13 protein-coding genes are annotated in these 14,133 nt (G+C 72.7%); 8 read left to right on the plus strand and 5 right to left on the minus strand.

Going from position 1 to position 14,133, the window contains the following annotated elements:
• Nucleotide 1: 1 nt before the first annotated feature.
• Together ACZ7EC_RS24900 and ACZ7EC_RS24905 are read right to left on the minus strand one after the other, a co-directional pair.
• The gene (locus ACZ7EC_RS24900) at nucleotides 2-847 is read right to left on the minus strand and encodes a siderophore-interacting protein (protein WP_471065835.1); all 846 of its coding nucleotides are present in this window, start codon (nucleotides 845-847) and stop codon (nucleotides 2-4) included.
• Nucleotides 848-977: 130 nt separating this feature from the next.
• The gene (locus tag ACZ7EC_RS24905; protein WP_471066193.1) at nucleotides 978-1,907 is read right to left on the minus strand and encodes a 5'-3' exonuclease; all 930 of its coding nucleotides are present in this window, start codon (nucleotides 1,905-1,907) and stop codon (nucleotides 978-980) included.
• 247 nt (nucleotides 1,908-2,154) lie between these two features.
• Here ACZ7EC_RS24905 and ACZ7EC_RS24910 point away from each other — a divergent pair, with 247 nt between their 5' ends.
• From ACZ7EC_RS24910 to ACZ7EC_RS24925, 4 genes are all read left to right on the plus strand, one after another.
• Complete coding sequence (locus ACZ7EC_RS24910; RefSeq protein WP_471065836.1) at nucleotides 2,155-3,240, plus strand: quaternary amine ABC transporter ATP-binding protein; 1,086 nt, start codon at nucleotides 2,155-2,157, stop codon at nucleotides 3,238-3,240.
• Entirely contained in the window at nucleotides 3,233-5,047 is a 1,815-nt protein-coding gene (locus tag ACZ7EC_RS24915; protein ID WP_471065837.1) for an ABC transporter permease/substrate binding protein, read from the plus strand. Before ACZ7EC_RS24910 ends, ACZ7EC_RS24915 begins: the two co-directional genes overlap by 8 nt.
• A 391-nt stretch (nucleotides 5,048-5,438) precedes the next feature.
• On the plus strand, nucleotides 5,439-6,011 hold the full coding sequence (locus tag ACZ7EC_RS24920; RefSeq protein WP_471065839.1) for a helix-turn-helix domain-containing protein: 573 nt from the start codon (nucleotides 5,439-5,441) through the stop codon (nucleotides 6,009-6,011).
• Nucleotides 6,008-6,730, plus strand: coding sequence for a helical backbone metal receptor (locus tag ACZ7EC_RS24925; protein ID WP_471065841.1), 723 nt, complete (start codon nucleotides 6,008-6,010; stop codon nucleotides 6,728-6,730). Before ACZ7EC_RS24920 ends, ACZ7EC_RS24925 begins: the two co-directional genes overlap by 4 nt.
• Here the strand turns inward: ACZ7EC_RS24925 and ACZ7EC_RS24930 are convergent.
• Complete coding sequence (locus ACZ7EC_RS24930) at nucleotides 6,642-7,811, minus strand: TDT family transporter (protein ID WP_471065843.1); 1,170 nt, start codon at nucleotides 7,809-7,811, stop codon at nucleotides 6,642-6,644. The two genes, ACZ7EC_RS24925 and ACZ7EC_RS24930, sit on opposite strands and share 89 nt — an antisense overlap.
• Nucleotides 7,812-7,882: 71 nt before the next feature.
• On the opposite strand from ACZ7EC_RS24930, the gene ACZ7EC_RS24935 reads away from it, so the two are divergent.
• Nucleotides 7,883-8,815: a LysR family transcriptional regulator gene (locus ACZ7EC_RS24935; RefSeq protein WP_471065845.1), complete on the plus strand. Its 933-nt coding sequence runs from the start codon at nucleotides 7,883-7,885 to the stop codon at nucleotides 8,813-8,815.
• Nucleotides 8,816-8,958: 143 nt separating this feature from the next.
• Here the strand turns inward: ACZ7EC_RS24935 and ACZ7EC_RS24940 are convergent, their stop codons facing one another.
• Together ACZ7EC_RS24940 and ACZ7EC_RS24945 are read right to left on the minus strand one after the other, a co-directional pair.
• On the minus strand, nucleotides 8,959-9,645 hold the full coding sequence (locus tag ACZ7EC_RS24940; RefSeq protein WP_471065846.1) for a gamma-glutamyl-gamma-aminobutyrate hydrolase family protein: 687 nt from the start codon (nucleotides 9,643-9,645) through the stop codon (nucleotides 8,959-8,961).
• Between the two features lie 67 nt (nucleotides 9,646-9,712).
• A complete protein-coding gene (locus ACZ7EC_RS24945) occupies nucleotides 9,713-10,450 on the minus strand; it encodes a FadR/GntR family transcriptional regulator (protein WP_471065848.1) in 738 nt (245 codons plus the stop codon).
• A gap of 95 nt (nucleotides 10,451-10,545) precedes the next feature.
• Here ACZ7EC_RS24945 and ACZ7EC_RS24950 point away from each other — a divergent pair, with 95 nt between their 5' ends.
• The 3 genes from ACZ7EC_RS24950 (at nucleotide 10,546) to ACZ7EC_RS24960 (ending at nucleotide 14,127) form a co-directional block, all read left to right on the plus strand.
• Nucleotides 10,546-11,904, plus strand: a complete 1,359-nt coding sequence (locus ACZ7EC_RS24950) for a glutamine synthetase family protein (RefSeq protein WP_471065850.1) — start codon at nucleotides 10,546-10,548, stop codon at nucleotides 11,902-11,904.
• A gap of 70 nt (nucleotides 11,905-11,974) precedes the next feature.
• On the plus strand, nucleotides 11,975-13,348 hold the full coding sequence (locus ACZ7EC_RS24955; protein ID WP_471065852.1) for an aldehyde dehydrogenase family protein: 1,374 nt from the start codon (nucleotides 11,975-11,977) through the stop codon (nucleotides 13,346-13,348).
• The gene (locus tag ACZ7EC_RS24960) at nucleotides 13,345-14,127 is read left to right on the plus strand and encodes a 3-oxoacyl-ACP reductase (RefSeq protein WP_471065854.1); all 783 of its coding nucleotides are present in this window, start codon (nucleotides 13,345-13,347) and stop codon (nucleotides 14,125-14,127) included. Before ACZ7EC_RS24955 ends, ACZ7EC_RS24960 begins: the two co-directional genes overlap by 4 nt.
• Nucleotides 14,128-14,133: the final 6 nt, after the last annotated feature.

The raw sequence follows: 14,133 nt of genomic DNA on the forward strand, positions 1-14,133 counted from the left end.
CTCAGGCGGCCTGCGCGCCGCCCTCCTGCTCCGCCTCGATGCGGGCGTTCCACTCGCGCTTGGACGCCTGCCAGCCGTCCTCGTTGTGACCGAGGCGCCAGTAGCCGGAGATCGAGAGGTCCTCACGCGGGAGCCGCAGGTCGACCCGGAGCAGCCGGCGCAGCTCCTTCACGAACCCGGCCTCGCCGTGCACGAAGGCGTGCGGGCGGCCCTCGGGGAACTCCAGCGCGCGGACGGCCGCCAGCAGGGCGGTGCCGACCGGGCGGTCCCCGCGGTGCACCCAGACGATCTCCGCGGCGGAGTCGATCTTCTGCTCCTCCTCGGGCCCGGAGACCTCCACGAAGGCGTGCGCCGGGGCGCCGGCGGGCAGGGACTCCAGGGCGCGGGCGATGGCGGGCAGCGCGCTCTCGTCGCCGACGAGCAGATGCCAGTCGGCGTCCGGGTCGGGGGCGTAGGCGCCGCCGGGGCCCATGAAGCGCAGGGTGTCGCCGGGCTGTGCCCGCAGCGCCCAGGGACCGGCCAGGCCCTCGTCGCCGTGGATCACGAAGTCCAGGGTCAGCTCGCGGTGTTCGGCGTCCCAGTCGCGCACGGTGTAGGTGCGGGTCACCGGCCACTGCTCGCGCGGGAACTCGGCGCGGATCCGCTCCAGGTCGAAGGGTTCCGGATAGGTCACGCCCGGCGGACCGAACAGGAGCTTCACATAGTGATCGGTGCAGGTGTCGGCCGCGAACCCGGCGAGCCCGTCGCCGCCGAGCACCACGCGCTGCATGTGCGGGGTCAGCCGCTCGGTGCGCACCACACGGGCGGCGTGGACCTTGCGCGGCTTTCGTTCCGGACGCTCTGCCATCACGGCCTCCTGCGAACTGGGTTAGGTATACCTAAGTTAACATCTCTCCTTTCGGCCCGATCTTCCTTTGTGATTCAACCGCCGCCCTTTGCCCGAATATTGCCGACCTGACGGCCCGGTCTCCGCAGTCCTACGCGCTCAGCGTGGCCAGCAGCCGCTGGAGCGAGCCGCCCAGGCCCCAGCGGGCCGCCAGTTCCTCCAGGGCCGCCGGATCGCGCGGGGCACCCGGCAGCGCGGTGTCCACACGGGGCAGCGGTACGTCACCGGCCACCCGCACCACCTTCGGCGCCACCGCGAGATACGGCCGCGCCTCGGTCAGCCGCCGCCGCTGCGAGGGGGTGAGCTTCGCCTTCGGGTCGTCCACGGCCGCCATGATCCCGGCCAGGTCGCCGAACTCGGCGAGCAGCTTGGCGGCCGTCTTCTCGCCGATCCCGGCCACGCCCGGCAGTCCGTCGCTCGGGTCGCCGCGCAGCAGCGCCAGGTCCGCGTACCCCCGTCCGTCGACGCCGTACTTCTCGCGCAGCACCGCCTCGTCGGTCATCTGGAGGGTGCCCACGCCCTTGAGTGGATACAGCACCCGCACCCCGCGCCCGTCGTCCACCAACTGGTACAGATCGCGGTCGCCCGTGACGATGTCGACCGGGCCCGTGGCGCGGGCGGTGAAGGTGCCGATGACGTCGTCCGCCTCGTAGCCGGCGACTCCGACGCGGGCGATGCCGAGCGCGTCCAGCACGGACTCGATGACGGGCACCTGTGGGGCGAGGGTGTCCGGCACCTCCTCCGCGTCCGGGGCGCCGGTGTGCTCCTCGGCGACCCGGTGCGCCTTGTAGGTGGGGATCAGCTCGACCCGCCACTTCGGCCGCCAGTCGGCGTCCATGCAGGCCACCAGGTGGGTGGGGCGGTGGTCCCTGACCAGGCGGTCGACGAAGTCCAGCAGTCCGCGCACCGCGTTCACCGGGGTGCCGTCCGGTGCCCGCACGGAGTCGGGTACGCCGAAGTAGGCGCGGAAGTACAGCGAGGCGGTGTCGAGGAGCATCAGTCGTCCGGTCACGCTTCGCATCATGCCGTACGCCACTGACAGTCACTCCCGCGTCACCCTCGCGCACCTTTCGTCCTGGAACGTGTTGCGTGCTGCGCATCGCAGTGAGCCCGGCCACCTCTGAGTTTGCCTCTGCTTGACCTGGGCAGGGGCGCCGTCGGGAGCGAAGTAGTGCGCTTTTCAACCGGTCGGTGGCCTTTGTCGCCGGCCTTCCGGCGGTCGCCGGGACTTCGTCTCCCGTCCCCTGTTCCCGAGACAAGAGGTTCGCGTGCAAGCCAGGCTTGAGGCGGAGCACCTGTTCAAGGTGTTCGGCAGACGACCGGACGACGCAGTGGAGCGCCTGAGGAAGGGTGCCGACCGGGAGGAGCTGCGCGCCGACGGCACCACCGCCGCCGTGATCGACGCCTCCTTCCGGGTCGAGGCGGGTGAGATCTTCGTCGTCATGGGCCTGTCGGGCTCCGGCAAGTCCACCCTGCTGCGGATGCTCAACGGTCTGCTGGAGCCGACCGCCGGCAGCGTGCGCTTCGACGGCGCGGAGCTGACCGCGCTCGGCGACCGCGGCCTGCGCGAACTGCGCTCGAACAAGATCAGCATGGTCTTCCAGCACTTCGCGCTGTTCCCGCACCGCAGCGTCCGCGACAACGCCGCCTACGGCCTGGAAGTGCAGGGCGTGCCCCGCGCCGAGCGCGAACGCCGCGCCGACGAGGCGCTCGCTCTGTGCGGCCTGGCCGGCTGGGAGAAGTCCTGGCCCGACGAGCTGTCCGGCGGCATGCAGCAGCGCGTCGGCCTCGCCCGCGCCCTGGCCACCGACGCCGATCTGCTGCTCATGGACGAGTCCTTCAGCGCCCTGGACCCGCTGATCCGGCGCGATATGCAGGACCAGCTCCTGGAACTGCAGAAGACGCTGAAGAAGACCATCGTCTTCATCACCCACGACCTCAACGAGGCCATGCGCCTGGGCGACCGGATCGCCGTCATGCGCGACGGCCGCATCGTGCAGACCGGCACCGCCGAGGACATCCTGCTGCGCCCCGCGAACGACTACGTGGCCTCCTTCATCAAGGACGTCGACCGCTCGCGGGTGCTCACCGCCGCCGCCGTCATGGACACCGATCCGCGCGGCGACGAGGCCGACTGCGGCTGCGAGACGGCGACGCCCGACACGCCGTTCACCGAGCTGTGCGCGATCAGCGCCCGGCTGCCGCACCCGGTCGCCGTCCTGGACGCCGACCGCACCCTCGTCGGCGTGGTGCGCCGGCAGCGCCTGGTGGGCTTCCTCGGCGACGAACAGGGCGAGCCCGCCGCCTGCGACGGCTTCGACCGGGACGGGAAGAAGGTGATCGGCCGTGCCTAGGCTGCCCCTCGGCAACTGGGTCGACTCCGGTGTGAACTGGCTGGTCGGCCACCTCTCCTGGCTTTTCGACGCCGTCAAGGCCGTCATGGAGGGCATGTACAACGGCATCGACGCCGTCCTCGGCGCCCCCGCGCCGCTGCTCATGGCCGGCATCCTCGCCGTCCTCGCCTGGTGGCTGCGCGGCCTGCTCGCCGGTGTCCTCGCCTTCGCCGGATTCGCTCTGGTCGACTCGCTCCAGCTGTGGGACCAGGCGATGTCCACGCTCGCCCTGGTCCTGGTGGCCACCGTGATCGCCCTGGTGATCTCCATCCCGCTGGGCATCTGGGCGGCCCGCTCCAAGGCGGTCGGCGCCGCCGTACGGCCCGTCCTGGACCTGCTCCAGACGATGCCCTCGATGGTCCTGCTGATCCCGGCCATGCTGTTCTTCGGCCTCGGCACCGCGGCCGGCGTGGTGGCCACCCTGATCTTCGCGCTCGCCCCCGGCGTCCGCATGACCGAACTGGGCATCCGCCAGGTCGACCCCGAACTGGTCGAGGCCGCCGAGGCGTTCGGCACGAGCCCGCGCGACATCCTGTGGCGGGTCCAGCTGCCGCTCGCCCTGCCGACCATCATGGCCGGCGTCAACCAGGTGATCATGCTGGGCCTGTCCATGGTCGTCATCGCCGGCATGGTCGGCACCGGCGGCCTCGGCGGCGCCGTGAACGAGGCCATCGGCCAGCTCGACATCGGGTACGGCTTCGAGGCCGGCGTCGGCATCGTCGTCCTCGCCATCTACCTGGACCGCGTCACCGGCGCCCTGGGCACCCAGCTCTCCCCGTCCGGGCGCAGGGCCGCCGCCAAGGCGCCCCGGCGCGCGTGGTCGTACCGGCCGCGCCCGGTCGTCGCGGTCGCCGGGATCGTCGCCCTCGCGCTCGCCGCGGGCGGGATCGGCGTCTTCGGTCCCAACGGCACCACCTCCGAGGCCTCCGGCACCGACGTCGGCAAGGGCAAGGAGATCAAGATCGGCTACATCCCCTGGGACGAGGGCATCGCCTCCACCTACCTGTGGAAGGAGATCCTCCAGGAGCGGGGCTTCAAGGTCACCACTACCCAGTACGCGGCCGGCCCCCTCTACACCGGCCTCGCCACCGGGCAGATCGACTTCGAGACCGACTCCTGGCTGCCGACCACGCACGCCGAGTACTGGAAGAAGTACGGCAAGCAGCTCGACGACCTGGGCAAGTGGTACGGCCCCACCTCTCTGGAGCTGACCGTGCCTTCCTACGTGAAGGGCGTCGATTCCCTGGCCGACCTCAAGGCGCACGCATCCGAGTTCGGCGGGAAGATCGTCGGCATCGAGCCCAGCGCCGGCGAGATGAGCCTGCTCAAGACGAAGGTCCTCAAGGAGTACGGGCTCAACGGCACCTATCAGGTGATCGACGGTTCGACCCCGGCCATGCTCGCCGAGCTCAAGCGCGCCTACGCCCGCAAGCAGCCGGTCCTCGTCACCCTGTGGTCCCCGCACTGGGCCTACAGCAGCTACGGCCTGAAGAAGCTCAAGGACCCGAAGGGCGCCTGGGGCAGGGGCGACGGCGTGCACACCCTGTCCCGCAAGGGGTTCGCCGGGGACAACCCGCAGGTCGCCCGCTGGCTGAAGGACTTCTCCATGACCGAGAAGCAGCTCACCGGGCTGGAGGCGAAGATCCAGGGGGCCGGCAAGGGCAAGGAGCAGGACGCGGTCCGCTCCTGGCTGCGGGAGAACCCCGGCCTGGTCGACACGTGGGCGCCGGTCTCCGGCGAGCACGCCCAGAGCCAGGCGGCGGGGTGACCCGCCGCCGGGCGGCCGGGTGACCTGACCACCCGGACCGCCACCCGAGGGGCGGACGGCACCGTACGACAATGGGGTACGGGGCCGTCCGCCCCTCGGGTTTTCCGGCGGTTTTCCCCTCGGGGGACGCCTCCGCTTCCCTTACGGGAGGAATCCGGCCAATCACCCAGCGTGATGACTCCGGTCGCAGGGCATGTTCATCCCCAGGGAGGACGTTCACGGCGGAGCCCTCCGGGACGCCGACACCTGGCGAGAACGCGAGGGTAGGGGGTATTCGGTGAGACGGGGATGTGACACGCGCATGAAACCGTTTGCCGAACATGCGTAGGGTGCAGTGAAGCCATTCACGAAACGCACGAGAGCACGACGAGCGGGGGAGGGAGCCGGAGCGATGGGCGACCACAAAGAGCAGCAGCCCGTACGGGTGGGCGCGGCGGTCCGGCGGCGCCGGCGTGCGCTGGAGTTGACCCTCGCGGTCGTCGCCGAGCGCACCGGCCTGTCCGTGCCCTTCCTCAGCCAGGTGGAGAACGACCGGGCGCGGCCGAGCAGCACCTCCCTGGAGAAGCTGGCCGACGCGCTGCGCACCACCGCCGTCGAGCTCCTCGCCGCGGCGGACCCGGCCGCCAGCGTCGACCTGGTGCGCGCCGAGCCGCTCCCCGAGGACGACTTCACCCCCCGCACCCGCAACCTGGTCCGCGGCCACCACCAGCTGCACGCCTCCGAGTTCACCGGCGACCACGACGCGGGCCGCGAGTTCCAGCACCGCAACGACGAATTGATGTACGTGGCCGACGGCGCCGTCGAGATCGAGGCCGAGGGCCGCGCCTACCGCCTCGGCCGGGGCGACACGCTCTATCTCACCGGCGGGGTCAGGCACCGCTGGCGGGCGACCGTGCCGGACACCCGGATCGTCGTGGTGGCGGTGGCCGAGCACATCGAGGCCGTGCAGGACCGGACCCGGTGAAGCGCGTCGTCTCCCTGGTCCCCTCGCTCACCGAGGCCGTGGCCGAGACGCTGCCCGGCGCGCTCGTCGGCGCCACGGACTGGTGCAGTCATCCGGGGGAGCTGGACGTCGTCCGGATCGGCGGGACCAAGAACCCGAAGGTGGAGCGCATCGTCGAGCTCGCGCCGGACGTGGTGATCGCCAACGAGGAGGAGAACCGCGTCCCGGACCTCGACGCGCTGCGTGCGGCGGGGCTCGAGGTGCTGGTCACCGAGGTGCGGACCGTGTCTCGGGCCTTCACGGAGCTGGCGCGGGTGCTGGCCGCGTGCGGGGCGCCCGAGCGGCCGGCCTGGCTGCGGGAGGCCGAGACGGCCTGGGGCGCGCTGCCGGAGCCGGGGGAGCGGCGGACGGCGGTCGTGCCGATCTGGCGCAGGCCCTGGATGGTCGTCGGCCGCGACACCTTCGCGGGCGATGTGCTGGCCCGCCTCGGCGTCGACCACCTGTACGCCGACCACCCGGAGCGCTACCTCCGCATACCCCTGGACGAGCTGCGGGCGGCGGCCCCGGACGTGGTCGTCCTGCCGGACGAGCCCTACCGCTTCACCGCCGACGACGGCCCGGAGGCCTTCCCCGGACTGGCCTGCGCCCTGGTCAGCGGGCGGGATCTGACGTGGTACGGCCCGTCCCTGGCGTGGGCGCCGCGGGCGCTGGGCGAGGCCCTGCGAGCAGTTCGCCGCTGAGCAGCCCGCGCACCGTGCCGGACGCGGCCGCGAGCCAGGCCGCCACGAGCAGGACGTACAGCGCGACGGACAGCGCCTGGAACGCGGTGAGGGAGGTGTGCCGGGCGAGGGCGGCCGCCCCGGTGACGCAGGTCCCCACCGGGAAGGTGGCGCCCCACCAGGTCATCGCGAACCCCATGCCCCGGCGGCGGGCCCGCAGCAGATGGGCGAGGGACAGCGCCAGCCACATCAGCGCGAAGCCCATCACCGGCACGCCGTACAGCACGGAGAACACCGTGAGGCCGTGCGCGTAGGAGGCCGGTACGACACCGGGGGCGGCGTTCGCGACCGAGCCGAGGGCGGTGGTGGACTGCCCGAGCGGACCGAGGACCAGGAACAGGGTCGGGGTGAGCGCGAGCGGCAGCGGGCCCGAGGTGATCAGCCGGCCGAGGACCAGCGGCAGCATCAGCAGCGTGGCGAACAGGCTCAGCCCGAACATCGCCAGACAGGCCAGCAGCAGGGTCGCGCGGGGCTGGCCCGGCGGCAGCTGCGGCACCAGCAGCGGGCCGAGCGCGGCCGACACCATCGGCGCGACCAGCGGCAGCAGCCACACGGGGGAGGCCTGGGAGGGCTCGACGCGGTGCCGTACGGACATCAGGTACGGCACGGCCACGGCGGCCCCCAGACCGATCGCGGTGCCCGCCGTGTACAGCACACCGTCCAGTGCGACGGCCGTGCGCGTGCCGAGCCAGTCGCGGCCCGCGGTCGCCGCGCCCCCGCCCACGGCCAGCAGGGCCATGGCGAGACAGCCGTAGAACGGGGCCATCGCCGGGTCGAGGAGGTGGGCGCGGGCCTGGTCGCGGTGGTGGATCCAGTGCAGGGCGCGGGCCGCCAGCAGGGTCACCAGCATCAGCAGCGACAGCGCCCACACCGCCGCGAGGAGCGTGTGCGCGCCAGGCGGCAGGCTCACCGGCAGTGCGGTGCCGGCCGTGCCGACGGCGGCGGTGCCCATGACGGAGGCGTACCAGTTGGGTCCGAGGTGGCGGACCAGGGCGGCGCGGGGTGCGCGCGCGACGGGGAGGGGCGGGGCAGCGGTGACCATGACATCCACCGTGCCTTCGCGCATCGCCCCTGACCAGGGAGTTCCTCTCTATGAGGGCATAAGCTGGTCTTATGAGCGAGGTGGAGGGGTCCGGAGGACGGCGCGAGGGCACGGGGTCGTTGGCGCACCGGGTGCCGGATCTGGCGGCGCTGGAACTGCTGCTCGCGGTGGCGCGGCTCGGCAGCCTCGGCGCGGCGGCGCGGGAGGTCGGGGTCACGCAGCCGGCGGCGAGCAGCCGCGTCCGGTCGATGGAACGGCAGCTGGGGGTCGCGCTGGTGGACCGTTCGCCGCGGGGGTCCCGGCTGACCGACGCGGGGGTGCTGGTGACGGACTGGGCGCGGCGGGTGGTGGAGGCGGCGGCGGCGTTCGACGCGGGCGCGCGGGCGCTGCGGGACCGCCGGGACTCGCGGCTGAGGGTGGCGGCGAGCATGACCATCGCCGAGTACCTGCTGCCGGGCTGGCTGCTCGCGCTGCACGCGGAGCGTCCCGATACGGCGGTGTCGCTGCTGGCCGGGAACTCGGCGAGGGTGGCGGAGCTGCTGCTGGCCGGGGAGGCGGATCTGGGGTTCGTGGAGGGGCTGTCCGTGCCCTCGGGGCTCGACGCGGTGGTGATCGGACACGACCGGCTGATCGTGGTGACGGCACCGGGGCATCCGTGGGCGCGGCGCCGCCGGCCGCTCTCGCCGGAGGAGCTGGGGCGGACGCCGCTGATCCTGCGCGAGCGGGGGTCGGGGACGCGGCAGGTGCTGGACGCGGCGCTCGGGGGGCTGGCCCGGCCGTTGATCGAGCTGTCCTCCACGACGGCGGTGAAGGCGTCGGCGGTGAGTGGGGCGGGGCCGTCGGTGCTCAGCGAATTGGCGGTGCGGGAGGAGCTGGCGTTGCGCCGGTTGGTGGCGGTGCCGGTGGAAGGGGTGTCGCTACGGCGTGACTTGCGTGCGGTGTGGCCGACGGGGCACCGGCCGACGGGGCCGGCGCGGGATCTGCTGGCCTTGACACGGGCGTGAGCTGCCGCCGACCGGAGGGGACCGGCGGCGCGATTGTCGGTGGCTGCAACGCCCCGTAAGGGGCGCGGGGAGCTGCGCGAGCGGCCCCGGCGGTCCCGCAGCCGTCCGCCGTCCGCCGGTCCCGGCCTCCGTGGCGCGTCGGCTCAGCTCGCCGCCGAGATCAGTCCCTCCATCACTCGCGGATCCTCCCCCATCTCCGGGTGCCACTGCACCCCCACCACCCACCCCCGCTCGGCCGGCAGTTCCACCGCCTCCACCGTGCCGTCCTCCGCGAAGGCCGACGGCAGGAGACCGCGGCCGAGGCGGGACACGCACTGGTGGTGGTACGTGGGGACGGACACCGTCTCCGGGACGAGGGAGGCGTACCGCGTGCCCGGCACCGGTTTCACCGGGTGCCCGCCGAAGACGCCCACCACCTCCGCGTGCCCCTCCATGTGCTGGACCAGCGTCCCGCCGAGCGCCACGTTCAGCAGCTGCATCCCCCGGCAGATGCCCAGCAGCGGTGTGCTCAAGGCCAGCGCCGCGTGGATCAGGGCGAGTTCCCAGGCATCGCGGGCCGGGGCCGGCGGGCCGGTGCGGGGATCGCGCTCGGCGCCGTAGTGCACGGGGTCCACGTCCGGGCCGCCCGCGACGACCAGGCCGTCGAGCCGGGCGACCGCCGCCGCGGCCAGCTCGGGCGCGTCCGGCGGCAGCATGCACGCGAGGCCCCCGGCCCGCTGGACCAGCCGGGGGTACGAGGCCGGCAGCAGCGCGGCCTCCAGCTCCCAGACCCCCCAGCGGGCCCCGGCCTCCAGATACGTGCTCACACCGATCAGCGGTCGTCCGCCCATGCCAGCCTCCCCGAAAGGTATATGTTCATACCTTTGCAGAATCCGCTTGCGCCAGGAAGCCCCGCGCTCACGTCAGGAAGCCCCGCAGCAGCGCCGCCGTCCCCGCGCAGTGCTCCCGCATCATCTCCCGCGCGCCGTCGGCGTCCCCGTCGAGCACCGCCTCCACCAGCGCGGTGTGCTGCCGCTGGGAGTGCTCCAGGTTGCGCACCAGCAGCGGGATGCAGTCCAGCAGCTCGTTGACCTGCGCCCGTACCGCCGCGTACTGGGCGGTCAGGGAGGGTGAGCCGCACAGCTCGGCCAGGGTCAGATGCAGCAGCGTGTCCAGGCGCCGGTAGTCGGCCAGCGGCGCCTCGTGCGTCTCGGCCAGCGCCGTACGCAGCCGCTCGGCCTGCCCGCCCGTCAGCCCGTGCGCCGCGCACAGCCCGGCCGCGCCCACCTCCAGCACCTCGCGGAAGCGCAGCACGTCCTCGACGTCGACCGCTGCGACCCGCCGCCGCAGCTCGTCCTCGCCGGCGGCGTCCGCGCGGGGCAGCACGAACGTTCCGCCGTACCGTCCGCGCCGCGCCTCCACCAGGCCCTGGTCCTGGAGCACCTTCAGCACCTCGCGCAGCGTCACCCGGCTGATCCCCAGCCGCTCCGCCAACTCCCGCTCCGCGGGCAGCCGTTCGCCGCCCGGCACCAGACCGAGCCGTACCACCTGGAGGATCTGCTCCAGGGCCTCCTCGAAGCCGTTGCCCGCCCGCACCGGCCGCAGCACCGGGGCGAGCCGGTCGCCCACCCCGTGCCACTCCGTCCGAGACGACATCCGCCGTACCCCCTTCCCAAGCAATGGTTCTGAGCAATACCTTATGGCTCCCGGCCCGGCCGAAGAAGCGCGAAGGCGCCCAAGGAGGCTTTTCCGTGGCAGACCGCACAGCCCCGCTCCCCGTCGAGGAACTCCGCGCCCTCGTGGAAAGCGGTGAGATCGACACTGTCGTCCTGGCGTTCCCCGATATGCAAGGGCGCCTCCAGGGCAAGCGGTTCGCCGCCCGCTTCTTCCTCGACGAGGTCCTGGAACACGGCACCGAGGGCTGCAACTACCTGCTCGCCGTCGACCCCGACATGAACACCGTCGACGGCTACGCGATGTCCTCCTGGGAGCGCGGCTACGGCGACTTCGCCATGCGCCCCGACACCGCCACCCTGCGCCGCATCCCCTGGCACCCCGGCACCGCCCTGCTCGTCGCCGACCTCGCCTGGAACGACGGCGCCCCGGTCGTCGCCGCCCCCCGGCAGATCCTGCGCCGCCAACTCGACCGGCTCGCGGAACTCGGCTACACCGCCCAGGTCGGCACCGAGCTGGAGTTCATCGTCTTCAAGGACAGCTACGAACAGGCGTGGGACGCGGGGTACCGGGGGCTGACCCCGGCCAACCAGTACAACATCGACTACTCCATCCTCGGTACCGGCCGCATCGAGCCCCTGCTGCGCCGGCTGCGCAACGACATGGCGGGCGCCGGGCTCACCGTCGAGTCCGCCAAGGGCGAGTGCAATCCCGGCCAGCACGAGATCGTCTTCCGCTACGACGAGGCGCTCACCACCTGCGACCAGCACGCCCTGTACAAGACCGGCGCCAAGGAGATCGCCGCCCAGGAGGGCGTCTCGATCACCTTCATGGCCAAGTACAACGAGCGCGAGGGCAACTCCTGCCACATCCATCTCTCCCTCACCGACGCCGACGGCGCCAACGCCATGGCCGGGCCCGACGGGATGTCCCCGGTGATGCGGCACTTCCTCGCCGGACAGCTCGCCGCGCTGCGCGACTTCTCCCTCCTGTACGCGCCGAACATCAACTCCTACAAGCGGTTCCAGCCCGGCTCCTTCGCCCCCACCGCCGTCGCCTGGGGCCACGACAACCGCACCTGCGCCCTGCGTGTGGTCGGCCACGGCCGCTCCACACGCTTCGAGAACCGGCTGCCGGGCGGCGATGTGAACCCCTACCTCGCCGTCGCCGGACTGGTCGCCGCCGGCCTCTACGGCATCGAGAACCGGCTCGAACTCCCCGAGCCCTGCCCCGGCAATGCCTACACCGCCGGCTTCGCGCACGTGCCCACCAGCCTGCGCGAGGCCGCCGAGCTCTGGGAGAACAGCCCGATCGCCGAGGCCGCCTTCGGCGCCGAGGTCGTGGACCACTACCGCAACATGGCCCGCGTCGAGCTGGCGGCGTTCGACGCCGCGGTCACCGACTGGGAGCTGCGCCGCTCCTTCGAACGCCTGTGAGCACGCCGGTGTCCGGTCCGCTCAGCCGTCCGCTCACCCGCCCCTTCGCCCGCCCGTGAAAGGCCGATCCGTGTCCGACTCCGACGAGCTGAAGATCCTCAACCCCGCCACGGAAGAGGTCCTCGCCACCGTCCCCGCCGCCACCGCCGAGGACGTCGACGCCGCCGTCGTACGGGCCGTCCGCGCCCAGAGGCGGTGGGCCGCGCTCGCGCCCGCCGACCGGGCCCGGCTGCTGCGCCGCTTCGCCGACACCGTCGACGCGAACCTGGAGGAACTCGCCCGCCTGGAGGTCCGCGAGGCCGGGCACACTCTCGGCAACGCCCGCTGGGAGGCCGGCAACGCCCGCGACCTGCTGGAATACGCGGCCGGCGGCGTCGAACGCCTCCTGGGGAAGCAGATCCCGGTACCCGGCGGCTGGAACATCACCTTCTCCGAGCCCCTGGGCGTGGTCGGGGTGATCGCCCCCTGGAACTTCCCCATGCCGATCGCCGCCTGGGGCTCCTTCCCGGCGCTCGCCGCGGGCAACGCCGTCCTCCTCAAGCCCGCCGAGACCACCCCGCTCACCGCCCTGCGCCTGGCCGAACTCGCCCTGGCCGCGGGCCTGCCCGAGCACCTCTTCCAGGTGCTGCCGGGCCACGGCCACACCGCCGGACGCGCCCTGGTGGACCACCCGGACATCGCCAAGATCGTGTTCACCGGGTCCACCCGCACCGGCCGCGAGATCATGGAGCGCTGCGCCCGGCTGGTCAAACCGGTCACGCTGGAACTCGGCGGCAAGAGCCCCAACATCGTCTTCGCCGACGCCGACCTGCGAAGCGCCCTCGATCCGTTCTCCTTCCTGGACAACTCCGGGCAGGACTGCTGCGCCCGCACCCGGATCCTCGTCCAGGAAGCCGTCCTCGACGAGGCCCGCGACGTCCTCGCCGACGCGCTCGCCGCCGTCGTCGTGGGCGACCCGGCCGACGAGAAGACCCAGATGGGCCCGCTGATCTCCGCGGCGCAGCGCGAACGCGTACGGTCGTACGTCCCCGAGGGCGCCCCGGCCCTGCGCGGCAGGGCCCCCGACGGGCCCGGCTTCTGGTTCCCGCCGACCGTCCTCACCGGGGAGCGGCACGACAGCCCGGCCGCCCGCGAGGAGATCTTCGGACCCGTCGCCGTCCTGCTCCCCTTCGCCGACGAACGGGACGCGGTCCGTCTTGCCAACGACACCCCCTACGGGCTGTCCGGGTCCGTGTGGACCCGCGACCTCGGCCGCGCCCTGCGCGTCTGCGAGGGAGTGCGTGCGGGCAACCTGTCCGTCAACTCCCACTCCAGCGTCCGCTACTGGACCCCGTTCGGCGGCTACAAGCAGTCCGGCCTCGGCCGGGAACTGGGCCCCGACGCCCTGACCGCCTTCACCGAAACCAAGAACGTCTTCATCAGCACGGAGGGCCCCGCACAGTGACCGACACCAGTGTTTGCCGCCGCCTGGTCGGCCGTACCGCCGTCGTGACCGGAGCCGGCAGCGGCATCGGCCTCGCCACCGCCCGCCGCCTCGCCGCCGAGGGCGCCCACGTCGTCTGCGCGGACGTGGACGAGACCCGCGGCAAGGCCGCCGCGGACGAGGTGGGCGGACTCTTCGTGAAGGTCGACGTCACCGACTCCGAGCAGGTCGAGACGCTGTTCCGGACGGCGTACGACACCTACGGCAGCGTCGACATCGCCTTCAACAACGCGGGCATCTCGCCGCCCGACGACGACTCCATCCTGGAGACCGGCCTGGAGGCGTGGAAGCGTGTCCAGGAGGTCAACCTCACCTCCGTGTACCTGTGCTGCAAGGCCGCGATCCCCTACATGCGGCGCCAGGGCAAGGGGTCCATCATCAACACCGCGTCCTTCGTGGCCCGGATGGGCGCCGCCACCTCCCAGATCTCGTACACGGCCTCCAAGGGCGGCGTCCTCGCCATGTCCCGTGAACTGGGCGTGCAGTTCGCGCGGGAGGGCATCCGGGTCAACGCACTGTGCCCCGGACCCGTCAACACCCCCCTGCTCCAGGAGCTGTTCGCCAAGGACCCGGAGCGGGCCGCCCGCCGGCTCGTGCACATCCCGGTGGGCCGGTTCGCCGAGGCCGAGGAGATCGCCGCCGCGGTCGCCTTCCTGGCCAGCGACGACTCCTCCTTCGTCAACGCCACCGACTTCCTGGTGGACGGGGGGATCGCGGGCGCGTACGTCACGCCCCTGTAGGCCCGC

This window comes from Streptomyces sp. NPDC037203 (assembly GCF_055605065.1).